The organism is Rhizobium sp. FG113 (genome assembly GCF_057809895.1).
On the sequence record NZ_JBMDKV010000009.1, the window covers coordinates 78,752 to 101,164 of the forward strand.

The window sequence follows — 22,413 nt, forward strand, 5'->3', positions numbered from 1 at the left end:
GCACGGGGGCAGTCCATTGATTGCGAAAGCCATAATTCGGAGGCGTGCAGCTATGTCTGCCAAGATCTATCGTCCAGCAAAGACCGCCATGCAATCCGGCAAGGCAAAGACTCATCTCTGGGTGCTGGAGTTCGATCAGGAAACGCCGCGCACGATCGACCCGATCATGGGCTACACCTCGTCGTCGGACATGCGCCAGCAGGTGAAGCTGAATTTCGAAACGCAAGAACTGGCCGAAGCCTATGCGCAGCGCAACGGCATCGAATACCGGGTGATCGCGCCGAAAGATCCGCAGCGTCAGACGGTGGCGTATCCCGATAATTTCCGCTATACGCGCACGCAGCCCTGGACGCACTGATTTCTTCCAGAGCCCATGCCTTCGATGCGCCCAGGCGCATCGGCAGTGTGGCCCCTTAGCTCAGCTGGATAGAGCACCTGCCTTCTAAGCAGGTGGTCGCAGGTTCGAATCCTGCAGGGGTCGCCATCCATTTTCTAAGCCATTGAAAACGCTTAATCTTTTTCCTGTTTTCCCCTCACTGAGTTGAAGTGAGGGGTTTGGTTGTTCTCGTTAAGTTTCTCGGCGCCTGATATTGCGAGCTTCTTTTTGTTGGCCTCGCGCGTGTAAAGGTTGGCCATAGCGTCGCTTTTCCAGCCGAACCGAGCCTTCAATTCGCTGTTGCTGTTCCCGGCTTCAGCCAGGACCGTCGCCAAGGTTTTGCGCAGTCCGTGTGCTCTCCCGCCGACACCCGCCTCGGCGCAAACATCCCCGAACCAATTTCCAAATGCGGCCGCGCTCTTGAATGGTCTGCCATGCACGGGCGTGAGGAGAAAGGCGAGGTGTGTTGTTTGATGATTGCTCAAAACCAAGTTCAGGTTCGGATGCACGGGGCTGTAGGTCATCTGGGCGTTTTTCGACGCGCGGAATTCGATGATGCCATTCTTGATGTGCTGAGGGCCGATTCGATAAACGTCTGATCGACGCAGACCGGTGAACAGGAGAAGGTCCATTGCGAGGCGCGCCTTGCTTCCTTCAGGATTCTTCGCATAGAAGGCCTCGATGTCGGCCGCGGTCCACGGCTTGAAGCCTTGGGTTTTGGCTTTTGGCTTTTTCACGCCCTTGGCGGGGTTTTCCTTCATGTACCCGGCATCAACGGCCCAATCGCAAAGGTAGCTCATCACCTTGAGATAGGAGATGGCGGCAAACGGAGTAGCGGCTCGCCTGTCTCGGCCGGCGGCGATCACTGTCCTTGTCAGCTGCGACAGGATAATCTTTCCGCCGTTCTCACATACGCCCTTGAGGATGTTGTGGCGAACGGTCTGCGTACTGGGGCTCAAAACCTTGAAGGGGGCACTTTCGACGTACTTGTCGACAAGCCACTGAAGGGTGTGTTTGCTTGGCGCCGGCGCAGCTTCCTCGCTCGTCATGCACTTTCGCCACTCCGCGGCAAACTCTTTCGAGCCCCACTCTCCGGGAAGGCGAGTCCGCTTGCCCTTGCCGAGGCGAAAGTACCAACGGACATTGCCGAAGCGGTCGACCTCCCGAAGGGTGTGTGGGTATTTGCTGCGCGGCATGGCTTCCATCAGAGATAACCCGCGAGGCTCTCTTCAAGCTGTTTTGGCGTGAAGCCCCCGCTATCTCCATTAATAATCACAGATCCGTCAGGTTCAACCCGGACAGTCTTAACTTCTACACCAGCCTTTTTGACAGCGCGTATGGCACGGGAGACCGAATCTTCAGTGAAAGCGACTGCACGTCTACCCATGGTAGGGCTCCTCTTTAGGCATGCCGCCATGGACTTCGATCGTCATCAGCTTGGCGGCCAGTGCGGAGCCTGATGCGCATGGTTGAAGATTGGTGATGTGTGCAGCGTCCGCGCCGAATATGGCTTCGCAATCGTAAGTGGCGACGGTCATGACCGTTCCCGCACCCTCGAAGGACCTCTCCGCCAAGCTGCTGCGCTCACCGCCACAGACTGGGCAGCGGCTCTGCGCGGAGAGCTTTGAAATGAAAGTCTTACGCACTGAGCTCGGCATCAGAAAAGGCTTCCCTGCGCTGGCTGGGGCGGTGCTGGTGGCGATATCACCGGTTCGGATACGATCAGGCGCTGACGCCAGTCGAAGAAACCCAGGGCGCCCTTGACCTGGATCGGGGTCTGCACGATCTGCTGCTCGGCTAGGACGAAGCCGTAGGGTCCGAAGAACCAAGGGCTATCGTGCGACCTGGTGACCTCGACGAGGCGGGCGACGCCGATGATGGCGCCGAAGGACAGCTCGCTTTCGTCGATGTTCGACAATTCGCTGTACGGAGACGCCTTTGCGTAGTCGTGGACAACCTCGAGGTAATCCTCGCGATCGTCTTCGAAGTTCTTCTTGGTGTAGGCGCTGGCGTGAATGCAGATGAGACCGCGCTGCGCGGTGTTCCACTTGCGGTTCTCGATGTCTTTCCAGCCCATCGCAATGGCGTGCGCCCATGGCTGACGGATCGAGAGCGCAAAGACGGGTAGTTCCGATTCCTGAAGGCTGGAGAACATGGGGCTACTCCTGAACAATAGGGGAAAGGGCCGCAGTGCGCCGCCTGGTGGCGGCCGAATTGCGGGAATGGTGCTGAGCGTCCCAGCGGAGATGGCAGCGCTGGCAGAGCGCACGACAGCGCGCCGGATCGGCGTGACGCTCGTCATGGTCCATGTGCGCGATTGTCAGCACGACCTTGCTGCCGGTCTCCGGATGAGCCTGACCGTTCGCAGCGCGGCACTCGGGATTCATCGGCGTTCCCTCGCAGGCGTTTCCTGCCCGCTGGAGGAGCTCGGCGCGAAAGGCCTTCCATTCTTTCGAATGCGTGCCGCCGCCTGGATATAGAGCCTGCCGCTCAGCGCGAATTGGCATCGGTCGCCTCCATCTCGGTGGCCGCCGGCGTGTCAAGGCATGCGCCTCGGATCGCCTCCCGCTTGGCTTGGGCCATCGTGGTGATGCCCTCCGGAGAATAGCCATCGTAAAGGTGGCCGCCGTCTTTCCACCGAACCCGGATATAGAACTTGTGGTCTGCGTAATCGTGGTTGCGTTCGATCTCTATCGTCGCACCCTTGTGAGTGCCGAGAAAATACCCGCGGCTCTTTTCGATGATCCTCACTCGCCGGCCTCCCTCTCTACGGGCGGTGGTGACTTGACCACGCGGCGGAAGTGATGCGCGTAGGCGCCGACAGCCTTCCAGTATGCGGCCATTGGGCCTTTGTTCTTTAGCCACGACTGTTGCGCTCGGGCGCGCGCATCGTTGACCAGGTCGCCAAGAATGTCGGCGACGATGGCGCGAGTTTCCGGCGTCAGTTCGTCGAGGCGCTTGACGGCTGGAAGAGCGAGGACGGGATTGCGGACCTCGCGGCGGTTGCTGCGGTCGGTCATTGCATTGATCCTCCCGCATGCTGGATGCTCTCGACTTGCTCACGCGCTTGATCAATGTAGTTGACGATGAAGGCAGTAATCTCATCGCGGCCGGAAGGCTCAATGGACGAAAAGGCAACGGAAAGAAGCCCTGTCGTGATGCCAGCGATGGAGACTTCGACCCTTTGGACCGGCGTTAGCGATCGGTAATCGGGTGTCGTCATGATCGATAGCGCCGCCTCGCAGACGAGAACACGAAGACGCTCAGCCGTAGCATCGAATGGATCGGTGGATTTGAACGGCGCCTTGCTCATTCCCCGCCTCCCATAGGAGAGGACAGAGCGGCGTCGTCCTCGATCTGTCGGTAAGGTCTGATCAACACCTCAGCCGAAATGCCGTGCTCGAAATGCAACTTGCGGATCGTCAGCATCGATAGCGGGCGCTTGCGGTTCATATATTCGGAAGCGCGAGATTTGGCCGGAAACAGGTCTTTTCGCTTCAGCCCCTTTGTGTCCATCAGGTGCTGGATGGCGTCGATAGCGTCGCCGTCGCCAGACGAGGCGGGCTCGTAGTTGTCGGCCAGAGCTGCCATCACGTCACTGACGTCATATTCGTCGCGCTCATCAAGCATGCCGTGATCTACGAGGAATAGAACGACCTGGTTAAACCAGTCGTCACCCCCAACCGAAATAGGAAGGGGTGCTGGGGGCGCTTCCTTAAATCGCTTGGTAAATTCAGTGTGGCCGAGATAGGCAAGCTGTGTGCTGCCAACCCGTCGGAACGCGACACCGTCAACACCCTGCGACACCAGTTCGCAGAGATCGCCGTTGACCAGGTTCCGATACTTCGGAAAGATTTCCTCACGAGGCGCGCTGGCCGGTACGGCCGAGATCTTCTCTCGGATAGCGTCCCTGACAAGCTCGAGGGCGTCACCCGCCAGCAGCATCGCGTCGTGGGCGACACCATCCGATCCTCCGGCGGCCTTTTCAAACTCGCCCACGCTATCGTCGACGATTGCCGCAGCCTCCTGCAGCGCTTCGAGGCGACCGAGACGGCGGGCGTGGTCGATCTCATCATGGAGGCGCTTCGTCGTGTAGCGTGGCTGGTTATCGGTTTCGTGCGCGCTCATTCTGCGGCCTCTCTGTATTCGATCAGGTGATTGCAGTTGGCGCTCACGAGAGCGCAGGCGATCGGCGGTGACACGGAGTTGCCGACGCAAGAAACCTGGACATTCTTAGAGAAAGACCGGCCGTCGAGATCAGCGTCGATCTTGTAGTCAGGCGGAAAGCCCTGCGCGGTGTAGAGCTCCCGTGGCGTGAGCATCCGCATCCCAATATCGACGATGACAAACTCGTCGCCACCAATCGTCATCGTGACGAACTCGCGCTCATCCCAGAACCCGTGCGAGCGCATGAATTCCGCGACCTCGCGGGCGCGTTCGACCTGGTCATTGGTGAAGGGTGGCGCGTCGATCTGTGCCTCGACATGGCCGTGACGATCCTTCGTCGTGATAGTCCGGCAAGGCTGATTGAGTTCGCCACCGTCGCCGTTGCCATAATACGCCTGAAGGTATGGCGCCACGAGCATAGATTTCCCGCCGCCATCAGCTGTCGTTGTCGCTAAGGGGCGATCGATCTCGTGCCCGGTTGACGTTCCGAACTGCCGTGAAATGAAAGCAGTAACAGGCTGCTGCTGGGCTCCGGACGCTGTGATCGTTGACAACGGCTCATCCGCTCGTCGACCGGGATTTACTCCGCCCATTCTGCGCTTGTCGTTGTTATGTTGCGCAACGAAAGCCACGGCCGTGCAGGTGTCTGCTTTGGCAGTGATCGTAGCTGCTGGTTCATCAGCGCCGCGGGGGCGACTTTGGGCCGCGCGGCCGCCGCAACCCACCAATGTCGGGATGATGACGGAATTCTGATCCTTGGTGCTGGCGCATATGGTGTGCAGCGGATCTTCAGCAGACCTGTTGGCGCCGCCTTGCTGGGCATAGGTGAAGACAGGCGCTACAATAGCGTGGCGGTTTTCGGCAGTTATGACCCTGACCGGCTCTTGAATGCTGGCCGATCGGTCTTTTCCACCGGCGCCGGGACCATAGAAGGCCGATAGGTGTGGCATCACGACGTTATGCTTGATGCCTCCGGCAACCACCGTTCCCAAAGGCCTGTCGACGCTCATGGCCCGGGGAGCTTGTCCCGCGCGTTCTCCGTAGCCCGTCTGGACCAAGAACGGACGATCAGCATCGAGCACGTATCTCTTCATGCCTCTGGCCACGCGCGCCATAGTATTCTTGGCGAGCGGACGAACAGCACGAAGCAGATGGGTTTCCCATACCTGCTTGGCCGTGTCGAAGATCGACGGGCAAGGAAGAGACCAATCGGTGCACTCGGCGGCTGTACGCCACGGCTTCTTGAGGCCGTCGATGACGTCTTGGTCTTCGGGATCGCCGTGGGTCGGCTGCGGCCATACGATTGGCTTGCCGTCGCAGCGCGCGATCAGGAAGAGACGCTTGCGAATTGTCGGCGCTCCGTAGTCGCACGCCCGCAGTTCGCGGTGCTCGAGCTTGTATCCGGCGCGGCGCATTGCCTTGCACCACTTTTCGAAGGTCTTGCCGCGGCTGTCAGGGCACGGCATCAGGCCGCGCTCGGTCTCGATTAGCGGACCCCAGTCTTTCCACTCCTCGACGTTTTCCATGATGATGACGTCAGGTTTGGCGCGCTCGGCCCAAAGGACGATCACCCAGGCGAGATCGCGAATGTTGCGCTCAACCGGCTTGCCGCCCTTGGCCTTGCTGAAGTGCTTGCAGTCTGGCGAGAACCAAGCGAGGCCAACATGCTTGCCGGCGACGTGGTCGAGCGGATCGACCTTGTAGATGTTCTCCGATAGATGGATGGTGTCCGGGTGATTGGCCGCATGGAGCGCTAACGCATCGGCATTGTGGTTGATGGCAATGTCAGGCGAGCGCCCCAGTGCCATCTCGATGCCGGTGGAAGCGCCACCGCCGCCTGCGAAGCTGTCGACAATTAAGGGGGCGCTGATCATTTGCACGCCTCCGCAGCAGGCGACGAGACTTTTGGGTCGTAACCAGGCAGCGGCCCACGGCCGTGGCGTGTCGATCGCTTGGCGCGAATGCGGGCAATAGTCTCGGGACGCTGCAGCTTTTCCAGATCAGCTTCGGCGCAGCCGAACAAATTCAGATCGGCAACAACGCAAAGCGATGTCAGTGTGAGCATCGCGGCGCCAACTTCTTTGGCCGGCTCGCCGATCGGGCGGTCATAGGTGTAGTCTACGAGCTGATGCGCCTCGTGGCGGGTCATGCCGAAGGCCTGACAGGTCTCGTTGGCCTCTTCGAAGAAGCGCGCGCACCGTTCGGTGACGTCGGTCGGATCATCGTGGAAGAGGGCGTAGTGAGCTTCCTCGACCCGGTCCTGATACCCTTCGTCCGGCAAGTGCATCCAGTGTGTCGGCTCGTAGTCGATGGTGAGCCAATACTGCAGGAAGTGATCTTCCTCAATGAAACCTTCAGGGTCCGAGCCCCAGCGCGCCCTGCCGCCGTAGGTCGCCCAATGAGCAACGCATGGGCGGTAATAGCCGACACGCGTCAGGATAAAGGTGCCATTCTTGGGGGCGTTCCTGATGTCCTGCCATCCCGATAGATCTTGACATATGCTCATTGGTTCTCTCCCTTACACACGCATTGGCATAAGCAGGATCAGGTTTGCCGGGTTGCCGCCGACGCTGCGAAGCACCGCGGGCGAGCCGCTGTCCGCGAGCTCGATTGTCAGCTGCTCGCCCGGCAGATGCGCGAGTACGTCGTTGACGTACCTCGCGTTGAAGCCGATCTGCAGCTCGGCCTCGCCGGTGTAGGACAGGGTGTCGGTTGCGGTGCCGGCATCCGGGTTGTTCACCTCGAGGTTCAGTTGGCCGCCGGCGAAGCTGAAGCTGACCGCGCGGCCGCGCTCGCCGCTGATGGTGGCGACGCGGTCGATCGCTGCCGACAGCGCGGCAGATGCGATCGTCGCCTGCATCTCGTGGCCGCTGGGCACGATGCGCGCGTAATCCGGAAAGACGCCATCGACGAGCTTCGACGTGATCAGCGAACTGCCGCCCGAGAATCTGATCAGCGTGTCCGAGAACTCGATCGTGATCTCGCCGGATTTCGGAAGGATCTTCTCGATCACCTTCAGCGCCTGGCGCGGAATGATGACGGACGCCATATCCGGGGTGGTTGCAGCCGCCACCAGCCTCTTCGACAGCCTATGGCCATCAGTTGCGACAAGCACCAGTCCTTCCTCGGGAGCGTCCGCGCTGGTGGGGTGCAGGAATATGCCGTTCAGGTAGTGGCGCGTCTCTTCGGTCGATACCGCGAAGCCGCAGGCCGTGATGGCGGCCGCGAAGTCCGCGCTCGGCACGGTTACCTGGTGCTGGAAGCCTGACGGAACCTTCATCTCTGGGAAATCGGTCGCCGGCAGAACCTGCAGGCTGAAGCGCGACCGGCCGGCTTCGATCGAGATGGACGAGGCCTGCGCATCCTTGCGTTTGACCGTGACGTCACAGCCGTCGGGCAGCTTGCGGACGATGTCGGTGAGCATGCCGGCCGGGACGGTGAACGCGTTGAAGTCTATATCAACATCGGCCCTGAAGGGCGTCGAGGCCTCGATGTCGAGATTGCTCAGCCGCGCGGACAGCGTGCCGGGTGTCGGGCCCGCCTCGATCAGGACGTTCTGCAGAATGGGGATGGTGTTGCGTTTCTCAACGACGTTTGACGTCAGCGCAAGCGCGGCCATCAGGGCGGACTTTTCAGCCTTGAACATTTGAAGGTGTCTCCGGAGAGGCCGGGAGCAGGCTTTTGCCGTCCGGGCTGATGATGAAAAATATGGTGTTGCTCCAGTGAGCGGCTTCGACCTCGACGGTCACCGGTTCGTCGTCTTCGAACGCATCCAGAGCGTCGGCATACTGACGGGCGAAGCTCTCGGCGCTGATCGCGTAGATCTCGCTTTCGCGGTCATAGAAGCTGTTCGGCGGCAGGCGATCTTCGGCGGGAAGATGGATGCCGACATGGCCAAAGAGGTCCATGGTGAGCGGGCATCGCTGCGATCCGTGTAGCGAGCCGTCGGCGTCGATGACCAGTTTCGCCAGGCCGTGATGTTCGCACCACTTGAAGCCTACGCGCTCACCCGGGCTGAAGTCGGAGACCCTGCCAAGGAAGTACCCATCGTCAGCATAGTCCGTGCTTTCCGGATCGAGCGGAGCGAGCCATGCTTCCGGGCTGTTGCGGCCCTTTGGCAACCATTCGTCGATCATGAATTCTGGATACCACAATCGTTGCATGGCTCGCTCCGCAGCTATCAGGCGCTCATTTCCGGCTGACCCTGGAAGGCCGGCGCGCCGGTCTCCGAAGCCGCCTTTTCCATGTCGCGCATCACCTGCTGGGTGATGTAGACGTCAGGACGGTAGAGCTTGATGATCCACTTGATGCTGCCGCCAGACAGGCGGTAGCGGAGGCGCACCGGGATGCGGCAGGTGTCGCCCATGAAGAACGGCGAGACCGAGAGGATGAACATGCCGGGCACGTCGATCTTGTTGCCGTTCGCGTCCTTGTGCTCTTCCTCGAAGGAGATCTGGCCTTCGCCGGTCTGGAGCGTCACTGCGTTCTTGACGCGCGTTTCGGCAAACACCTGCAGGCCACGGGACAGGGTGTGCATTTCGGTCGGGTAGGCGACACGGAAGCCGAACTTGTGGCGGAAATCTTCCTCCTCAATGCCGTCGGGCGTGGACAGCTCGGCGATATGGTCTTCGATGAACTCGGCGAAATCGCCCTGATCCATCGGCTTGCCGTCGACGGCAACCCACGCCTTCCATTCGTCGGAGAGCGGGAAATCGTAGCGGATGCGATGCTTGCCGTTGTCGGCGACGCCGCCGGCGACAGCCTGATGATAATCGACGACCATGGTCAGTGACGGCTTCTGCCAGTCGGTGTCCGCAAAGATCGCGCTATCGTCCGTCGCGTGTCGCTGGCCGAGCTCGATGAAGCTCTCCAGCGTCGTCACCTTCGCAGTGCCGCTCTTGCGTGCGGGCGCAAAGCGGAAGCGCTCGAACAGGTCGGCGACGGTCTCGACGCGGCCTTTCTCGCGATCGACGAAGACGGGCACCTTGTCAGGGATACCGTGCTGTCCATCGGTGCGTTCGAGAATCTCGAGTTTCGAGCCGGCCTTGTCGGCCAGCTTGCTGATCGCCTCGATGTCGGCGCCCATCGCGCCCGCGATCGGGAGAAGCTCGGCGGTTTCCTTGGTCATGTGTCAGCGTCCTTCGTTGCTGGCGTTGAGGTTCAGGCGGTTTCGCGGTCGCGCACTTCGCGCGGCGAGAACATGTCGTGCTGCTGGGGATGCTCAGTGGAGAGCGCGCCGCCTTCGGTGACCCAGTAGACGGAGGCGCGGCGCGGGCGCTTCGGCGTCTTGGTGGAGACGTCGGCATTGATCGTCACCATCCCGTTGGCGACGGCGAAATCGAGCTTCAGGTTGAGTGTGCCCTTGAAGGTGGACTTCGGGCTGTCGTTCGACAGATCGGCCAGTTCGCTCAGCACTTCCTGCAGCTTCGACGAAAACTGCTTGTTGAGTTCTCCGCCCTCGAGCATGCCGACAAGCGCCTGGCTGTCGCGGATGATTTTCATGTAGTGGTCCTCTCGGGTTATCAGCGCCACTCTGGCGCGAAGGGAATGTCGTCATCCATGTCGCGGGAGAAGTTCGCCGGCGCACCTGATGCGTCGGAGCCGCTGCTGGTGCGCGAGGCGCGGTCGCCGTCGAGCCCGTAGTCGGACGCTCCGTCGCCGCCGGCGCGATACCCGGAACCTTCGCGCTTATCGAGCAGCTGGATCGACGCGTTGAAGCCCTGCAGGATGACCTCGGTCGAGTACCGGTCCTGGCCCTGGCTGTCCTGCCACTTGCGTGTCTGCAGCTGGCCTTCGACGTAGATCTTCGAGCCCTTCTTGACGTACTGCTCGACAACCTTGCAGAGCGGCTCGGCGAAGATGACGACCTGGTGCCACTCGGTTTTCTCGCGGCGCTCGCCGCTGGTGCGGTCGCGCCAGCTTTCGGACGTGGCAAGGCGGATGGTGGCGATCGCGCGGCCGTCCTGGGTGCGGCGGATCTCGGGATCGGCGCCGACGTTGCCGAGCAGGATGACCTTGTTGACGGAGCCGGCCATTACGCGACATCCGCGAACTGGGCGCCACCATCAGGTGTCACCTCGCCACCGACAAGCAGCAGCGCGAGGAATGCGCTGGCGAGGAGGATGTCGCGGCCGCCTTCTGTGCGCGCTCGGGGATCGCCGTCGAGGATCCTGCGCGCGAAGTGCTCGGCCGCCACGAGATCGACCGGCGCGAGGACGCAATCGAAATTGGCATCGACCACCGCGACCGCGGAAGGGCTGAAGGTGCGGCTGATCGGAATGCCGCTACGCGATACGCCCTGCGGCAGTTCGCCTCCGGTATCGGTCAGCACCAGCTTGCAGCCGGAGCGGCTGAAGCTGTCGTCTATGATGGTGCAGGGGATTGGTGTCTTGGTCACAGCTTCAACTCCAGTGTTCCGCGGTGGGCGGCGTTGCAGGCAGCGGCCTCGAAGAACCGGTCCTCCCCGATCAGCCGCTTGAAGGTCTCGATGAAGGCCTCTTCGGCCTTCATCGGACCCCATGGCTTGATCAGCTTCAGGTCGCCGCGAAACTTCGGCTTCGGGTATCGATCGACCGGGTAGAATTCGACGGCGCGCGGGCCGCAAAGCGCGCGCGCTTCGGCGGCCGCCATGCGGGTGTCCATTTCGCGGACAAGCGCGCGCTGGCTGTTAGTCCAGGCAGACGGCACGGGAAGTCCCGCCGCCGTGTAGATCACGTGATCCCAGCGGTCCTTGATGGTGTCGAGGGCGAGCTCGAACGCCTCGCCGGTCATTCTCGGATCAAGATCGCGGATCGTGGCGGCGATAAGGTTGCGCATCGGAACGGTGATGTCGCCAAGCAATCCCTCATGAGCGTCATGAAGCAGGAAGAGCGCCGCCGCGCGGCTATTCGCGCCTTCGTTCAGCAATGCCTCGGAACCCATGACGCAGTGCTGCGCGACCGAGAATGCCGGTCCGATGCGGCTTCCGGCAAAGCGCGGAATGACCGATAGCCGTGCGGCGATCTCGCTGAAATTGATCTCCGCCGCATCTGGAGCGGCCAGATCCATCAACGAGCCGTCGCAGCGGAAGGATGGGATGGGTGAGGACGCCAGGCGAGCCGTCATCGACGATCGTCCCACGCGTACTGCTGGTTCAGGTTCTCCAGACCGTAATAGGTCTGCAGGAAGAGATTACCTGTGGTGATCCACGCCAGCACCCACAGGACGGCCGTGACGATCAGCATGGTCTTGTAGGGGAGGACCGGACGGCGCTGAAGCTCGATCGTCGGAGGAGGTTCGACGCGCGCACCAAATGGCGTAAAATGATTGTTGTCCATGGCCATACCCTCGCTGGTCGGTTTGGAAATGGCCGCGTCCGAGGGGTGACGGACGGACCATTCCGAAGCCGGTCGACGATCAGGCGACCCGCTTCACCTTGCGGCGATCGGCTATGGACTTGGCTTCATCGCCGTAACGGTCGATCTGTCGCGACGAGAATTCCTCGCGCAGCTGTTCGCGAGTGCAGCCCGGATGTGCGAGCATGAAGCTGGACATTTCGAGCGCAATGTCGCGGCCGATAACGGTGCTGGTAGGGGTGCTAAAAGTTTGAACCTGCATGATTGCCTCTTGCTGTTGTGATCGCTAGGTTAGCGTCAAAGACTGTACGTCGCGCGCCGAAGCGCTCTGACTAGCAAGAACAATATCGCGTTAAACGCTATACAGTGTCAAGGCATAAAATAGCGTTAAACGCTATATCAAATATTGATCCAAAGAATCAAAATGTTAGGGCAAGCGATCTGGAGACAATCATACCTGCCTTGTTCTTTATCGTCGGTATCTTAACCGTTCTATCGGGGGTGGTGGTCGTCATCGCCGGGCCGACGGCCATTCAGCAGATCGCGGGCTGCGTTCTGTGGTGCGGTGGCTGGGGAATAATCGGCATGTCGAGATTGATCTCGCGCTTCGATGAGCCCTTTGACGTCCAGCCGCTGCCACGGAAGCAGGCGGCACCTGCAGAGTAGTCAGTCTTCGCGCTGAACCGAGTAGCGGATCCTGCCGACAACGCGGACGTTGTCGCCCTCGGCGCCGTCGACGGCGATCGGTGCCTGGTAGCGGGGGTCGGTAGATTCGGGCAGCAGCCAATGCTTACCGTTGTCATCGCGCCACAGCGTTTTCACTGTTGCCTCGCGCAGGCCGTCGTTGCGTTCCACCTCGACGATGTAACGTTTTCCGATAATTAGGCTCTCTGGCCGCTCGACCATGCTGGTGTAGATCAGGGCTGAGCCCTCGGGATATCGGCGGTTCATGGATGGCCCATGTACCTCGGCGCCATAGAGTTTAACTCCGCGCAACTCAGGTGCGTCTGGAACTGCGACCTCGTACCACTGATCCTCATCCCATAGGGGAGACTCGCTCCACACTCCGGCCGCCACTCGTTGGGTGACAGTAACCATACGCGTGTGCGCCGCTTTGACCGAGATAAGGTCGGTCGGGTCACACTGCAGGATCCTGGATATTTCTTCCATGCGCTTCAGCGTCAGGTCGGCTGCTCCGTTCTCCAACTTGTTATAGTTGGTCAGGTGGATGCCGAGTTCGTCAGCAACCTGCGCCTGCGTCAAGCCCTTGGCTTTGCGAATTTCTTTAATTCTCAACATGTTGAGCATTTTAGCGTTTCCCGCTACAAACGAATATCGCGTTAAACGCTAAATAACCCTTGACAAAAGTATCGCGTTAAACGCTATATTGCGTCCATGATTATGAAGGATTGGCGAGAGTTTCGGGGACTGACAATGGCGGAAGCGGCCACGCTGCTTTCCATCGACCATGTCGGTTCATATCGGAGGTACGAGACTGGTGAGAACCGGCCAGACGCGCCTTTGGCTGTTCGCATCAGGCTGGTTTCGGATGGCTGCGTCACATTGGATGACCTTCATCACCAGCGTCTCGAATGGCTTCGCGAGCACCGCCCGGAGCAGCTCGCCGCTTATCCTGAACTCCAAGTGAGGGCGGCCGAATGACGCGCCTTCACTCACTCGCACGTGTACGCCGTCTTTCGCCTCGTGGCGGCGTACCTGTCGGCCGGGGGCGTCGATCCTCCATGATCCCCGGCCGCTCACCGTTTCGCAGGGTAGGGAAGAGGTCATCCCGCGTGGTTCATACCCACGAGATCGCAGGTTCAAATCCTGCCCCTGCAACCAGTTTCTGCGTTCGTTTCTCATGTGGTCCCCCGTGACCTGCTGACGGACTGAAACTCACATTTTTAGCTCTGTCCCGCCACGGGACATTTCATGGGTTTGTCCCGTGGCGGGACGCGTTTGCCTTTTTGACTGGAGACGAGACGATGCGACTTTCTGAAGCCTGGATGTACCGTGTAAAGGCCGCGCAGCGCGACCTGATCGAGGCGTGCGGCACGGTGCGCCGTATCGAGGAGCGCTTCAACTTCGGAAAATCGACGGTCGGTCGGTGGACGAACGGCGGTGATCCGACGCTGATGCCGATCGAGGCCGTCGTGGCGCTCGAGAGCGAGTGTGGTGTCCCCTTCGTCACCACGGTTCTTGCCGAGCTGCAGGGGCGGCGCCTCAGCGATCCGGGCGAGGATGCTGCCGGCGACGTCTGCGTGATGACGTCGCATGCCGAGCTTCTGCGCAGCGCCGCAGAGCTGACGACCGGCCTGGCGATGGCAATTGCGGATGGCAAGGTCACACCGGCCGAAGCGGCGTCGATCGACAAGGTCGCATCCAAGATGCAGACGGCAATGGCCGACATGCGGTCGGCGCTGGCAACCATCAAGGCCAGAGGCGGTGTCAACGCGTCGCTTCGCCTCGTTAACGAGGATTGAGGCGATGGCGCGCAAAGGTCAGGCATCCATCACATTTCGCAATGTCAACATGTCGGTGTCCGACGTGGAGACGCTGATGCGTGGCCTCAACCGGCATGGCATCAAGGCCGTATCGAGCAATACGCACGTCTGCCCCTGCTGTGATCACGTCCTGGCGATCGCGGAGGTCGTCGAGAAATACTGCGCCAAGTGTGGCGACGTTGAGCCGCGCGAGGTGCGCGCATGAATGTCTCCATCGATATCTCTTGGACCGATGCGCGCGTTTCCGCCGCCGCCAAGCTCTGGAACGAAGGGCTGTCTGCCGCCGCGATCGCTGAAAGACTGGGCGGGATCACGCGCAGTGCCGTCCTCGGCAAGGTCAACCGTCATCCCGACCTGTTCGCGCCGCGCCGCGAGAGCGGGCAGCGGATAGGGCGGTCGGCCCGTCCGGCACCGAAGGCTGCTGTGACGGCGACAGATGTAGTGAAGCGCACTTCGAGCTTCGGATACCAGCCGTCGGCGCCGCGCGCCCGTCGGCCCGATCCGGTGCCTCCTGTCGTGCAGGCGATGAACATTCCGAAACGGCCGGCCGGCAACTATCGCCACCGGGATTTCCGCCTCGACGACAGCCAAACGGTCCCGTTCTCCAAGGTCGGCCGATTTCAGTGCGCCTGGCCGCTTACCGATTTCGAGGATGCGGATACAGCCGACATGCCTTGCTGTGGCCGCCCGCGCCGCGGCGGCGATTCGCCTGACAGCAGCTATTGCGCCGAGCACGCGGCGATCTCGCGGGGTATCGCCTGATGGATTACGGCGCTTTCCTGCATGCGAAGATCCAGATGGCGCCTGAAGGCGGCTTCACGGTTTTGGACGCTGAAATCAACCCGATCCTGAAGCCGCACCAGCGCGCCATCGTCATCTGGGCTTGTGCCGGCGGGCGTCGCGCGATCTTCGCGGCCTTCGGTCTCGGAAAGTCCGTCATTCAGCTGGAAATCCTGCGCCTGGTGCTGAAGCGGTTCGGCGGCCGTGGGCTGCTCGTCATCCCGCTCGGTGTCCGTCAGGAGTTCCGTCGCGATGCGGCGATGCTCGGGATCGAGATCACCTTCGTCCGGTCGATCCTCGAAGCTGGCGCCGACGGCATCTACATGACGAACTACGAGACGGTGCGCGACGGCAAGCTCGATCCGCACCACTTCACCGCAGCCAGCCTCGACGAGGCGTCGTGCCTGCGCGGCTTCGGCGGATCGAAGACGTTCCGCGAATTCATGCGGTTGTTCGACGGCGTCCGCTTTAAGTTCGTGGCCACCGCAACACCGAGCCCGAACGAATTCATCGAGCTTTTGGCCTACAGCGCGTTCCTCGAGGTGATGGACGTCGGCCAGGCGAAGACGCGGTTCTTCAAGCGAAATTCCGAAAAGGCCGACACGCTCACCATCCACCCTCACAAGGCCCGCGAGTTCTGGCTCTGGGTGGCAAGCTGGGGCCTCTTCGTCGAGCGCCCGTCCGATCTCGGTTACTCGGACGAAGGCTACGATCTGCCGGAAATGCAGGTCAATTGGCACGAACTCCCGGCGGACCACACGACGGCCGGTATGGAGCGCAACGGGCAGGGGCGCCTGCTGCGCAACGTGTCGGCCTCTCTGGTCGAGACGGCGCGCGAGAAGCGCGACAGCCTGCCGGATCGCATCGCCAAGATGATGGAGATCCGTGCCGAGGATCCCGACGCGCACAGGCTCATCTGGCACGATCTCGAGGCCGAGCGTCATGCGATCGAGGCGGCCATCCCGTCTGTTCGCACCGTCTACGGCACGCAAGAGCTCACCATCCGCGAAGACACGATCATCGACTTTTCCGAAGGTCGCATTCAGGAGCTCGCGGGCAAGGCCTCGATCATGGGGTCTGGCTGCAATTTCCAACGCTTCTGCTCCTGGGCGATCTTTCTGGGCATCGGCTTCAAATTCAACGACTTCATTCAGGCCGTCCACCGCATCCAGAGATTCCTGCAGACGAATGTCGTTCGTCTCGACCTGATCTACACCGAGGCCGAACGCCCGGTGCGCGACAGCCTGGAAGCCAAGTGGCGCCGCCACATCGAGCAGAGGGCGGAAATGACCGCGATCATCAAGGAATTCGGCCTTTCAGCTGCAGCCATGGCCGCAACGCTGTCCCGCGCCATGGGCGTGGAGCGTATCGAGGTCAGGGGCGAGGGATACCGCATCGCCAACAACGACTGCGTGCTGGAATGCAAGGGCATGGCCGACAACAGCGTCGACCTGATCGTCACCTCGATCCCATTTTCCACCCAGTACGAATATTCGCCGAACTATGCGGACTTCGGGCATACCGACGACAATGCGCATTTCTGGGAGCAGATGGATTTCTTGATCCCCGAGCTGCTGCGCGTGCTGGCGCCGGGGCGTATCGCCGCCATACACGTAAAAGACCGGATCGTGCCGGGCGGCATGACGGGTCTCGGCTTTCAGACGGTCTATCCTTTCGCCGACGATTGCACGGCACATTTCCGCAAGCACGGCTTCGCGTTTCTTTCCCGCAAGACGATCACCACTGACGTCGTGCGCGAGAACAATCAGACCTACCGTCTCGGATGGTCAGAGCAGTGCAAAGACGGCAGTCGGATGGGCAATGGTCTGCCCGAATACCTGCTGATCTTCCGCAAGCCGCCAAGCGATGCCTCGAACGGCTACGCCGACAAACCGGTCGGAAAGAAGAAGCGCCAATGGTCGGCCGAGGCCTCGACCTGGTCTAACGACGACGGATACAGCCGCGCCCGCTGGCAGCTCGATGCCCATGGATACGAGCCGTCATCCGGCAACAGGCTGTTGCGACCGGAGGAATTGCTTGGCCTGGACGCCAGCCAGATCTTCAAGATGTGGAAGTCTTTCCAGCTGGATAGCATCTACGATTTCGAGCATCACGTTAAGGTCGCGGAAGCGCTGGAAGAGCGCGGCATGCTGCCCTCTACATTCATGCTCTTGCCGCCGCATTCCAAGCACGATGACGTGTGGACCGACGTGACGCGCATGCTGTCGATGAACACTCTGCAGGCGGCCAAGGGGCGGGAACTGCACCTCTGCCCGCTGCAGTTCGACATCGTCGACCGCGCGATCCTGCAGTACACCGAGGAAGGCGAGACGGTCTTCGACCCGTTCGGTGGCCTGATGACGGTCCCTTATCGCGCGCTGAAGCTCCATCGCCGTGCCGAAGCGGTGGAGCTGAACCCCGCCTATTTCCTTGATGGCTGCAAATATGTCGAGGCGATCGCTCGCGAACGCGCCATGCCGACGCTGTTCGATCTGCTGGAGGCCGCCGAGTGAGCGAGCCTGTCCATCTCTTCGTGGTCACCGACGACGCCGAGCGCGCTAGCCTCGATGTCGTTGGCGTGCATCTGCAGGATGTGCCGCCATTCATCCGGATCGTCACCGAGGCAGACGAGATCCGCAAGCTGCCTGTCGGCGTCCGTTGCTTCGGATGCTGGTTTGCCTGGGGCGCGCATCGTCACGACGCAGCGCAGCTCGCGTGGCAGGACCGTCGCTTCCGTGGCGGTATCGAGGGAATGACCATCAAGTTTCTCGAGCGGCTGGACGAGTGGCGGGCGAAGCGCGCCGAAGCGGAGCGCCGGCTCGTCGCCGAGATCCTCGCGGAAGCATCCGACGCTCCCGTCCCCCAATATGCCGATTTCATCAACGCCCAGGCCGCCGCGCGCGCCCAGCCGTCCGCAACTGTTGCCGTGCTCCAAAGACAATCGAGGTGGTCATGAGTTTCGTAGCCGATCGTTTCGGGTTCCCGCCCGTTGTCACACAACAGCAGCTTGCGGCGATGGCGCCGCATGTGCGCAGCGAGTGCGTCGCGCTGATGCGCGAAGCCGGGCTAACGATCGAGCAGATCGCGCGGCCACTCAATGTGCGGCCGGCCGTGATCGAGAGACTGGCCAGCGCTCGCCATCGCTATCAATTGCCACGGGCGGCCGAGACCCTCGACGAGGCGGGTGATGCCGCATCGAAGCCGGCGCACCGTACCGAAGGTCTGCCGCGCGGCAGCTTCCTGATCCTGAAATACGCTGCGCAGCGTCAGTTCGAGCTTTCAATCGGGAAAGACGACCTGGCGTCGGAGCTCGGTGTTTCGCACAAGATCATAGACGCCGGCATGACGCGGCTTCTGGATGAGGGGCTTATCGTCCGCGCGGCCGCTGGCTCTGGCAACAAGCCGGCACTCTATCGTGCCACCGAGCGCGGCGAGCAATTCGCCGCGGCCGTCTTCCACCTCGACGCGGCCGGGGCATGACACATGCTGTCCGATTCGATCCGGCATATGCGCGAAAGGTTGAAGCACGAGGGCTCGCAAGCCGGACTGTTGCTGACCCTTCAGGCGTTCGAGATCGAGGCGCGCAACATGGAAGACCGGCTGCACATGCTGCTCGGAACGCCGCATGTGGCTCTCGATGGAAATCTCATCTCGGCGCCGGAGCCGATCATCGACACCGTGGGAGCGGCCTGATGCAGGATCGGAAGACGAAGGTTGTGTTGATCGTGGCGCCAGACGTCTTGCAGCGCGCTGCGACACTCGCTGCTTTTGGCCTCGATGCGAGCCGGGACGGACTTCGCTACATCGACAAGGCATACAGCCTGCGCGGCTGGTCCCGCGGCACCGCGTATTTGGCGATGGACTGCAGCACCTGGTCTTCAGCACGTGGCGTCGATCTCGATCGCGCCTTGACCGCCCTGACGCGCAGCGGCCATTTGCGCGTCGCCAATGAGCGCGATCTGGCGCCTCTCAGAAAGAGTGCCGAAGCGTGAGCAATACGGTCCTCGATGAATTTGTCCTGAAGGCACAGCAAGTCAGCGTAACCGAGGCCGCGACGCGGCTGGGCGTGCCACGGCCGAAAGGTGAGGTCAAGGGTCTGCCGTGGTCGAGTGATCGCGGCCAGGCGTGCCCGCGCTGTGGCGGAACCGATCGTTTCTCGATCAGCGCCAGCAAGGAAGCGTGGAATTGCCGCAATGACAGCATCGGCGGTCGCACTGGCATCGGTCTGGCAGGATATCTCCTACGTCTCGATCTCCACACGCGCTCGGGGTTTCTCGAAGCCTGCGCGGCCGTGCTCGGCGAAGAGATTCCTGAAGGCGGCGAACGCGAGACGCCGGAGGATCGGCGGGCGCGAGAAGAACGCATCGCGGAAGGCCGTGCGAAGATGGAGGCCGACAGGGCTGATCAGGAGCGCGACCAGAACGCGCACCGCGAGCGTGAGATCGCACGGGCACGCGGGATCTATTTCCATGCGCAGGAATGCCTGGACGAAACGCTCTACGGCGCGCGGATGATCCGGGCGTATCTGTTGCGGCGCACCGGCTGCACCGTGCCGATGGAGCTTTTTCTCAACATCCGTTTCGACGGCCGCCACACGTATTGGCACGAGCATGACGAGTTCGGTCGGCAACGTTCGATACATTCAGGCCCGGCGATGATCGCGCCGCTCGTTACACTCGACGGCCAGGTCACCGGTTGCCACCAGACGTGGATAGATATGCGCAACGTGCCGAAATTCCGGCCGTTTCTCGGTCTCGACGCCAAGGGCAAACCGCTCGCCACCAAGAAGATGCGCGGCACCAAGAAGGGATCCTTGATCCCTGTTCTCGGCGATCTGGCGGCCAGACGCTGGGTTGGTGGCGAGGGCATCGAGAATGCCGTCGCCGTCGCCGGTTACGAGGGCTTTCGCGCCGACACGTTCTACTTTGCGGCCGGCGATCTCAGCAATCTTGCGGGGCCGGCCGATCGCGGCCGTGGCAGGAGCGAGAGTTATGCGGTCGATGGCCGCAAGGTTCCGGTCTGGCCGCATCCGAAGCCGGATCAGCAGGCGGATGAAGCCATGCAGGTTCCGGCGCATGTCGCCGCACTTGTGCTGCTCGCCGACGGCGACAGCGAGTTTTACTTCACGGCCGCCGCCATGGCCCGGGCGAAAGCCCGCATGTCAGTGCCCGGCCGCGACATCAAGGTCTGGTGGCCGCCCGTGGGCGCGGATTTTGCCAGTCTTCTTTCTGAAAGGGCATGAGGGGAATGCAGGAAAATTTATCGGCGGACATGCCAGGCGGTCTGAAGGACATCATTCAGGACGCCTTGGTGCAGCGCGGGGTGGACCCCGAAACCCCACCCGTCTCAGACGATTCGGATGGAGCCCTCGACGACATGCCGCCGGCGCCACCCGCCGACGACGATCTGAAGGCAGCGCTCGAGTATTGTGCAGGCCTTGACCATTCCGACACCGATAACGGCAAGCGCCTGCTGAAGCATTTCGGACAGGATCTGCTTGTCATCTCGCAGGAGAAGGCGAAGCAGGCTTTGTTCGGTGTCTGGACCGGGACGCACTGGGATATCGCCAACGGCGGCCCGAAGGCGCTCAAGATCGCGCAGCAGCTCGGCGACAGGATCTCGCAGGAGCGTTTCTACATTAAACCGACGCAGTCCGAGCAGGAGAAGATCGAAGCCGGCAAGGCAGCGGCGGAGATGGAGGAGCGTGGCGAGAAGCTTGATGCAAGCCAGAAACGCTTGTTCGACGCGCACGAAATCGCGCTAGACGCTTTGAGCAAGAGGGTGAAACGGCGGATGGATCATGCCGTTTCGTCGAAGAACATCGCCCGAATGAATGCCGCGCTCGCGTGCTCGGCGCCGCACATCATCAAGACGCCGGACGAGCTCAACGCCGACAGGATGCGGTTTGCGGTTCAGAACGCCACCCTGCGCTTCGAGCGCAAGATGGAGCGGCGCAAGAACCCGAAATTCGTCAGTCGCGAGGAGACGCCGAACGTTCCGGAGACGATCGACGTGTGCATCGAGGCTGAAGCCAAGGTGACCAGAGGTCATCGTCGCGAGGATCTGATCACCCATGTCGCGCCTGTTCGCTTCGAACCGAAGGCGACGTGCCCGCGCTGGACGCGGTTCCTCGAGACGATGCTGCCCGACCCCGCCGTTCGTCGCCTGGTGCAGGTTTCCTCCGGTCTGGGACTTGTCGGGATTACCGTGCAGTACCTCTTCTTCCACTATGGCGACGGCGCAAACGGCAAGTCGGTCTACATGGAAACACTGTGCCGGCTGCTTGGCGATGTCGCCGTGACGCTGCCCGCCACCAGCCTGATCGGCGAGAGTGGATCGTCCGGCGGCGCATCGCCGGATCTGGCGCGCCTGCTCGGCCGACGGCTGTTGCGCGTGAAGGAGTTGCCGGAGGGCGAGGATCTCAAAGAAAACCTCGTCAAGGAGCTGACAGGCGGCGAGACGATCACTGCGCGCGACCTGTTCGCCGGGTACATGGACTTCGACCCGATCTTCGTCGTCATCATGAGCGGTAACGGCTACCCGAAAATTTCCGGCAATGACGATGGCATCTGGCGACGCATGTCCGTCGTGCATTGGCCGGTCAAGGTCCCCGAGGCCGAGCGGCGCGAGTTCGAGGATATGCTGAATTACTTTCGGCCCGAGTATTCCGGCATCCTCAACTGGCTGATCGAGGGCGTGAACATCTACCTCAAGGAAGGGATCGTCATTCCTGACGCGGTGCGCAGCGCGACGCAGGAATATCGCGACGACATGGACAGGACATCGGCGTTCGTCGCGCGCTGCGTTGTCAAGGATCCCGAGGCGGAGCCGATACAATCTAAAACGCTCTTTGCCGCCTATTGCCGGTTCACCGAAGACGAGGGTGGCAGGCCGATGAGCGCGACCGCCTTCGGACGAGCCATGGCGAAGAAATTCAAGAAGGAGACATCGGGTTACGTCTTCTACCACGGCATCCGCTTGCGCGACGTTCCCGCGCCGCATCGCGACAACGTTCCCGAACCGCCAGCCGGTCGCTTCGATGACGATGCACCGCTGCCGGAGATGTACTGACATGCCCCGTAACCCCACCCGTCACCGCTCGCACCCTCCAGAATTGGATAGTTCGGATAGTTTCTTCGAGGGTTCTTGGAGGGTTCCAAGGGGGTGTGGGGGAATAAAATCAAAGACTTGGAGAGTTTCGGAGGGTTTTCGCGTGCGTACTATTATCGAGAAATGGAGAGAGGGGAATTTC

The 22,413-nt window shown here is 61.4% G+C and carries 34 protein-coding genes and 2 tRNA genes; 15 read left to right on the forward strand and 21 right to left on the reverse strand.

Annotated elements, in window-relative coordinates; genetic code table 11:
• Positions 1–52: 52 nt before the first annotated feature.
• Both ACODTZ_RS20460 and ACODTZ_RS20465 read left to right on the forward strand, forming a co-directional pair.
• Positions 53–358 carry an ETC complex I subunit gene (locus tag ACODTZ_RS20460; RefSeq protein ID WP_018900450.1) on the forward strand — a complete coding sequence of 102 codons (306 nt, stop codon included), beginning with the start codon at positions 53–55 and terminating at the stop codon, positions 356–358.
• 49 nt (positions 359–407) lie between these two features.
• Positions 408–484, forward strand: a tRNA-Arg gene (locus ACODTZ_RS20465).
• A gap of 26 nt (positions 485–510) precedes the next feature.
• On the opposite strand, the gene ACODTZ_RS20470 is transcribed toward ACODTZ_RS20465, so the two are convergent.
• The 20 genes from ACODTZ_RS20470 to ACODTZ_RS20565 all read right to left on the reverse strand — a co-directional run bounded on the left by ACODTZ_RS20470 (position 511) and on the right by ACODTZ_RS20565 (position 12,139).
• Positions 511–1,581 (reverse strand): tyrosine-type recombinase/integrase, encoded by a 1,071-nt coding sequence (locus tag ACODTZ_RS20470; RefSeq protein WP_489027639.1) that lies wholly within the window; start codon positions 1,579–1,581, stop codon positions 511–513.
• On the reverse strand, positions 1,581–1,763 hold the full coding sequence (locus tag ACODTZ_RS20475; RefSeq protein ID WP_489027641.1) for a hypothetical protein: 183 nt from the start codon (positions 1,761–1,763) through the stop codon (positions 1,581–1,583). The genes ACODTZ_RS20470 and ACODTZ_RS20475 overlap by 1 nt, the downstream gene beginning before the upstream one ends.
• Positions 1,756–1,914, reverse strand: coding sequence for a hypothetical protein (locus ACODTZ_RS20480; protein ID WP_489027643.1), 159 nt, complete (start codon positions 1,912–1,914; stop codon positions 1,756–1,758). Before ACODTZ_RS20480 ends, ACODTZ_RS20475 begins: the two co-directional genes overlap by 8 nt.
• Positions 1,915–2,033: 119 nt before the next feature.
• Positions 2,034–2,531: an ASCH domain-containing protein gene (locus ACODTZ_RS20485; protein ID WP_489027645.1), complete on the reverse strand. Its 498-nt coding sequence runs from the start codon at positions 2,529–2,531 to the stop codon at positions 2,034–2,036.
• 4 nt (positions 2,532–2,535) lie between these two features.
• The gene (locus ACODTZ_RS20490; protein WP_489027647.1) at positions 2,536–2,883 is read right to left on the reverse strand and encodes a hypothetical protein; all 348 of its coding nucleotides are present in this window, start codon (positions 2,881–2,883) and stop codon (positions 2,536–2,538) included.
• Positions 2,867–3,127: a hypothetical protein gene (locus ACODTZ_RS20495; RefSeq protein WP_489027649.1), complete on the reverse strand. Its 261-nt coding sequence runs from the start codon at positions 3,125–3,127 to the stop codon at positions 2,867–2,869. The genes ACODTZ_RS20490 and ACODTZ_RS20495 overlap by 17 nt, the downstream gene beginning before the upstream one ends.
• Positions 3,124–3,396, reverse strand: a complete 273-nt coding sequence (locus ACODTZ_RS20500; RefSeq protein ID WP_489027651.1) for a hypothetical protein — start codon at positions 3,394–3,396, stop codon at positions 3,124–3,126. The genes ACODTZ_RS20495 and ACODTZ_RS20500 overlap by 4 nt, the downstream gene beginning before the upstream one ends.
• Complete coding sequence (locus tag ACODTZ_RS20505) at positions 3,393–3,689, reverse strand: hypothetical protein (RefSeq protein ID WP_489027653.1); 297 nt, start codon at positions 3,687–3,689, stop codon at positions 3,393–3,395. The genes ACODTZ_RS20500 and ACODTZ_RS20505 overlap by 4 nt, the downstream gene beginning before the upstream one ends.
• Positions 3,686–4,504 carry a helix-turn-helix domain-containing protein gene (locus ACODTZ_RS20510; RefSeq protein ID WP_489027655.1) on the reverse strand — a complete coding sequence of 273 codons (819 nt, stop codon included), beginning with the start codon at positions 4,502–4,504 and terminating at the stop codon, positions 3,686–3,688. Before ACODTZ_RS20510 ends, ACODTZ_RS20505 begins: the two co-directional genes overlap by 4 nt.
• Positions 4,501–6,417, reverse strand: coding sequence for a DNA cytosine methyltransferase (locus ACODTZ_RS20515; protein WP_489027657.1), 1,917 nt, complete (start codon positions 6,415–6,417; stop codon positions 4,501–4,503). The genes ACODTZ_RS20510 and ACODTZ_RS20515 overlap by 4 nt, the downstream gene beginning before the upstream one ends.
• Positions 6,414–7,049, reverse strand: a complete 636-nt coding sequence (locus tag ACODTZ_RS20520; RefSeq protein ID WP_489027658.1) for a hypothetical protein — start codon at positions 7,047–7,049, stop codon at positions 6,414–6,416. The genes ACODTZ_RS20515 and ACODTZ_RS20520 overlap by 4 nt, the downstream gene beginning before the upstream one ends.
• Positions 7,050–7,061: 12 nt before the next feature.
• A complete protein-coding gene (gene dnaN, locus ACODTZ_RS20525) occupies positions 7,062–8,189 on the reverse strand; it encodes a DNA polymerase III subunit beta (protein WP_489027660.1) in 1,128 nt (375 codons plus the stop codon).
• Positions 8,176–8,706, reverse strand: a complete 531-nt coding sequence (locus tag ACODTZ_RS20530; RefSeq protein WP_489027662.1) for a hypothetical protein — start codon at positions 8,704–8,706, stop codon at positions 8,176–8,178. Before ACODTZ_RS20530 ends, dnaN begins: the two co-directional genes overlap by 14 nt.
• Before the next feature lie 17 nt (positions 8,707–8,723).
• Positions 8,724–9,671, reverse strand: coding sequence for a DUF2303 family protein (locus ACODTZ_RS20535; RefSeq protein ID WP_489027664.1), 948 nt, complete (start codon positions 9,669–9,671; stop codon positions 8,724–8,726).
• 32 nt (positions 9,672–9,703) lie between these two features.
• The gene (locus ACODTZ_RS20540; RefSeq protein ID WP_489027666.1) at positions 9,704–10,045 is read right to left on the reverse strand and encodes a hypothetical protein; all 342 of its coding nucleotides are present in this window, start codon (positions 10,043–10,045) and stop codon (positions 9,704–9,706) included.
• A gap of 20 nt (positions 10,046–10,065) precedes the next feature.
• Positions 10,066–10,578, reverse strand: coding sequence for a single-stranded DNA-binding protein (locus ACODTZ_RS20545; RefSeq protein WP_489027668.1), 513 nt, complete (start codon positions 10,576–10,578; stop codon positions 10,066–10,068).
• Complete coding sequence (locus tag ACODTZ_RS20550; RefSeq protein ID WP_489027670.1) at positions 10,578–10,940, reverse strand: hypothetical protein; 363 nt, start codon at positions 10,938–10,940, stop codon at positions 10,578–10,580. Before ACODTZ_RS20550 ends, ACODTZ_RS20545 begins: the two co-directional genes overlap by 1 nt.
• The gene (locus ACODTZ_RS20555; protein ID WP_489027672.1) at positions 10,937–11,647 is read right to left on the reverse strand and encodes a hypothetical protein; all 711 of its coding nucleotides are present in this window, start codon (positions 11,645–11,647) and stop codon (positions 10,937–10,939) included. Before ACODTZ_RS20555 ends, ACODTZ_RS20550 begins: the two co-directional genes overlap by 4 nt.
• Positions 11,644–11,859, reverse strand: coding sequence for a hypothetical protein (locus ACODTZ_RS20560; protein WP_489027674.1), 216 nt, complete (start codon positions 11,857–11,859; stop codon positions 11,644–11,646). The genes ACODTZ_RS20555 and ACODTZ_RS20560 overlap by 4 nt, the downstream gene beginning before the upstream one ends.
• Positions 11,860–11,938: 79 nt before the next feature.
• The gene (locus ACODTZ_RS20565; RefSeq protein WP_489027676.1) at positions 11,939–12,139 is read right to left on the reverse strand and encodes a hypothetical protein; all 201 of its coding nucleotides are present in this window, start codon (positions 12,137–12,139) and stop codon (positions 11,939–11,941) included.
• A gap of 200 nt (positions 12,140–12,339) precedes the next feature.
• Between ACODTZ_RS20565 and ACODTZ_RS20570 the strand changes: the two genes are divergently transcribed.
• Positions 12,340–12,543 carry a hypothetical protein gene (locus ACODTZ_RS20570; RefSeq protein WP_489027678.1) on the forward strand — a complete coding sequence of 68 codons (204 nt, stop codon included), beginning with the start codon at positions 12,340–12,342 and terminating at the stop codon, positions 12,541–12,543.
• Here the strand turns inward: ACODTZ_RS20570 and ACODTZ_RS20575 are convergent, their stop codons facing one another.
• Positions 12,544–13,185: a helix-turn-helix domain-containing protein gene (locus ACODTZ_RS20575; RefSeq protein ID WP_489027680.1), complete on the reverse strand. Its 642-nt coding sequence runs from the start codon at positions 13,183–13,185 to the stop codon at positions 12,544–12,546.
• A 126-nt stretch (positions 13,186–13,311) separates the two neighbouring features.
• Here ACODTZ_RS20575 and ACODTZ_RS20580 point away from each other — a divergent pair, with 126 nt between their 5' ends.
• The 12 genes from ACODTZ_RS20580 to ACODTZ_RS20635 all read left to right on the forward strand — a co-directional run bounded on the left by ACODTZ_RS20580 (position 13,312) and on the right by ACODTZ_RS20635 (position 22,232).
• Positions 13,312–13,539, forward strand: coding sequence for a hypothetical protein (locus ACODTZ_RS20580; protein ID WP_489027682.1), 228 nt, complete (start codon positions 13,312–13,314; stop codon positions 13,537–13,539).
• Positions 13,540–13,643: 104 nt separating this feature from the next.
• Positions 13,644–13,719: transfer RNA gene (locus ACODTZ_RS20585), tRNA-Met, on the forward strand.
• Positions 13,720–13,862: 143 nt separating this feature from the next.
• A complete protein-coding gene (locus tag ACODTZ_RS20590) occupies positions 13,863–14,360 on the forward strand; it encodes a hypothetical protein (RefSeq protein WP_489027684.1) in 498 nt (165 codons plus the stop codon).
• Between the two features lie 4 nt (positions 14,361–14,364).
• Entirely contained in the window at positions 14,365–14,586 is a 222-nt protein-coding gene (locus tag ACODTZ_RS20595; protein ID WP_402928893.1) for a hypothetical protein, read from the forward strand.
• Positions 14,583–15,143 carry a GcrA family cell cycle regulator gene (locus tag ACODTZ_RS20600; protein WP_489027686.1) on the forward strand — a complete coding sequence of 187 codons (561 nt, stop codon included), beginning with the start codon at positions 14,583–14,585 and terminating at the stop codon, positions 15,141–15,143. The genes ACODTZ_RS20595 and ACODTZ_RS20600 overlap by 4 nt, the downstream gene beginning before the upstream one ends.
• Positions 15,143–17,674 carry a DNA methyltransferase gene (locus ACODTZ_RS20605; protein ID WP_489027688.1) on the forward strand — a complete coding sequence of 844 codons (2,532 nt, stop codon included), beginning with the start codon at positions 15,143–15,145 and terminating at the stop codon, positions 17,672–17,674. Before ACODTZ_RS20600 ends, ACODTZ_RS20605 begins: the two co-directional genes overlap by 1 nt.
• Complete coding sequence (locus ACODTZ_RS20610) at positions 17,671–18,117, forward strand: hypothetical protein (protein ID WP_489027690.1); 447 nt, start codon at positions 17,671–17,673, stop codon at positions 18,115–18,117. The genes ACODTZ_RS20605 and ACODTZ_RS20610 overlap by 4 nt, the downstream gene beginning before the upstream one ends.
• A complete protein-coding gene (locus ACODTZ_RS20615; protein ID WP_489027692.1) occupies positions 18,114–18,641 on the forward strand; it encodes a hypothetical protein in 528 nt (175 codons plus the stop codon). Before ACODTZ_RS20610 ends, ACODTZ_RS20615 begins: the two co-directional genes overlap by 4 nt.
• 3 nt (positions 18,642–18,644) lie before the next feature.
• Positions 18,645–18,854 (forward strand): hypothetical protein, encoded by a 210-nt coding sequence (locus ACODTZ_RS20620; RefSeq protein ID WP_489027693.1) that lies wholly within the window; start codon positions 18,645–18,647, stop codon positions 18,852–18,854.
• Positions 18,854–19,153 carry a hypothetical protein gene (locus ACODTZ_RS20625; RefSeq protein WP_489027694.1) on the forward strand — a complete coding sequence of 100 codons (300 nt, stop codon included), beginning with the start codon at positions 18,854–18,856 and terminating at the stop codon, positions 19,151–19,153. Before ACODTZ_RS20620 ends, ACODTZ_RS20625 begins: the two co-directional genes overlap by 1 nt.
• Positions 19,150–20,403, forward strand: coding sequence for a DUF7146 domain-containing protein (locus ACODTZ_RS20630; RefSeq protein WP_489027696.1), 1,254 nt, complete (start codon positions 19,150–19,152; stop codon positions 20,401–20,403). The genes ACODTZ_RS20625 and ACODTZ_RS20630 overlap by 4 nt, the downstream gene beginning before the upstream one ends.
• Before the next feature lie 29 nt (positions 20,404–20,432).
• Positions 20,433–22,232, forward strand: coding sequence for a DNA primase family protein (locus ACODTZ_RS20635; RefSeq protein WP_489027698.1), 1,800 nt, complete (start codon positions 20,433–20,435; stop codon positions 22,230–22,232).
• Positions 22,233–22,413: the final 181 nt, after the last annotated feature.

Excerpts from the sequence above, each read along its gene's own strand:
- ACODTZ_RS20515 (WP_489027657.1), bottom strand. The coding sequence starts at position 6,417 with ATGATCAGCGCCCCCTTAATTGTCGACAGCTTCGCAGGCGGCGGTGGC.
- ACODTZ_RS20545 (WP_489027668.1), bottom strand. The coding sequence starts at position 10,578 with ATGGCCGGCTCCGTCAACAAGGTCATCCTGCTCGGCAACGTCGGCGCC.
- dnaN (WP_489027660.1), bottom strand. The coding sequence starts at position 8,189 with ATGTTCAAGGCTGAAAAGTCCGCCCTGATGGCCGCGCTTGCGCTGACG.
- ACODTZ_RS20625 (WP_489027694.1), top strand. The coding sequence starts at position 18,854 with ATGCAGGATCGGAAGACGAAGGTTGTGTTGATCGTGGCGCCAGACGTC.
- ACODTZ_RS20520 (WP_489027658.1), bottom strand. The coding sequence starts at position 7,049 with ATGAGCATATGTCAAGATCTATCGGGATGGCAGGACATCAGGAACGCC.
- ACODTZ_RS20555 (WP_489027672.1), bottom strand. The coding sequence starts at position 11,647 with ATGACGGCTCGCCTGGCGTCCTCACCCATCCCATCCTTCCGCTGCGAC.
- ACODTZ_RS20470 (WP_489027639.1), bottom strand. The coding sequence starts at position 1,581 with ATGGAAGCCATGCCGCGCAGCAAATACCCACACACCCTTCGGGAGGTC.
- ACODTZ_RS20575 (WP_489027680.1), bottom strand. The coding sequence starts at position 13,185 with ATGCTCAACATGTTGAGAATTAAAGAAATTCGCAAAGCCAAGGGCTTG.
- ACODTZ_RS20615 (WP_489027692.1), top strand. The coding sequence starts at position 18,114 with ATGAGTTTCGTAGCCGATCGTTTCGGGTTCCCGCCCGTTGTCACACAA.
- ACODTZ_RS20490 (WP_489027647.1), bottom strand. The coding sequence starts at position 2,883 with ATGCCAATTCGCGCTGAGCGGCAGGCTCTATATCCAGGCGGCGGCACG.
- ACODTZ_RS20475 (WP_489027641.1), bottom strand. The coding sequence starts at position 1,763 with ATGGGTAGACGTGCAGTCGCTTTCACTGAAGATTCGGTCTCCCGTGCC.
- ACODTZ_RS20500 (WP_489027651.1), bottom strand. The coding sequence starts at position 3,396 with ATGACCGACCGCAGCAACCGCCGCGAGGTCCGCAATCCCGTCCTCGCT.
- ACODTZ_RS20460 (WP_018900450.1), top strand. The coding sequence starts at position 53 with ATGTCTGCCAAGATCTATCGTCCAGCAAAGACCGCCATGCAATCCGGC.
- ACODTZ_RS20635 (WP_489027698.1), top strand. The coding sequence starts at position 20,433 with ATGCCAGGCGGTCTGAAGGACATCATTCAGGACGCCTTGGTGCAGCGC.
- ACODTZ_RS20510 (WP_489027655.1), bottom strand. The coding sequence starts at position 4,504 with ATGAGCGCGCACGAAACCGATAACCAGCCACGCTACACGACGAAGCGC.
- ACODTZ_RS20620 (WP_489027693.1), top strand. The coding sequence starts at position 18,645 with ATGCTGTCCGATTCGATCCGGCATATGCGCGAAAGGTTGAAGCACGAG.
- ACODTZ_RS20590 (WP_489027684.1), top strand. The coding sequence starts at position 13,863 with ATGCGACTTTCTGAAGCCTGGATGTACCGTGTAAAGGCCGCGCAGCGC.
- ACODTZ_RS20595 (WP_402928893.1), top strand. The coding sequence starts at position 14,365 with ATGGCGCGCAAAGGTCAGGCATCCATCACATTTCGCAATGTCAACATG.
- ACODTZ_RS20485 (WP_489027645.1), bottom strand. The coding sequence starts at position 2,531 with ATGTTCTCCAGCCTTCAGGAATCGGAACTACCCGTCTTTGCGCTCTCG.
- ACODTZ_RS20600 (WP_489027686.1), top strand. The coding sequence starts at position 14,583 with ATGAATGTCTCCATCGATATCTCTTGGACCGATGCGCGCGTTTCCGCC.
- ACODTZ_RS20565 (WP_489027676.1), bottom strand. The coding sequence starts at position 12,139 with ATGCAGGTTCAAACTTTTAGCACCCCTACCAGCACCGTTATCGGCCGC.
- ACODTZ_RS20530 (WP_489027662.1), bottom strand. The coding sequence starts at position 8,706 with ATGCAACGATTGTGGTATCCAGAATTCATGATCGACGAATGGTTGCCA.
- ACODTZ_RS20505 (WP_489027653.1), bottom strand. The coding sequence starts at position 3,689 with ATGAGCAAGGCGCCGTTCAAATCCACCGATCCATTCGATGCTACGGCT.
- ACODTZ_RS20605 (WP_489027688.1), top strand. The coding sequence starts at position 15,143 with ATGGATTACGGCGCTTTCCTGCATGCGAAGATCCAGATGGCGCCTGAA.
- ACODTZ_RS20560 (WP_489027674.1), bottom strand. The coding sequence starts at position 11,859 with ATGGACAACAATCATTTTACGCCATTTGGTGCGCGCGTCGAACCTCCT.
- ACODTZ_RS20535 (WP_489027664.1), bottom strand. The coding sequence starts at position 9,671 with ATGACCAAGGAAACCGCCGAGCTTCTCCCGATCGCGGGCGCGATGGGC.
- ACODTZ_RS20580 (WP_489027682.1), top strand. The coding sequence starts at position 13,312 with ATGGCGGAAGCGGCCACGCTGCTTTCCATCGACCATGTCGGTTCATAT.
- ACODTZ_RS20540 (WP_489027666.1), bottom strand. The coding sequence starts at position 10,045 with ATGAAAATCATCCGCGACAGCCAGGCGCTTGTCGGCATGCTCGAGGGC.
- ACODTZ_RS20480 (WP_489027643.1), bottom strand. The coding sequence starts at position 1,914 with ATGACCGTCGCCACTTACGATTGCGAAGCCATATTCGGCGCGGACGCT.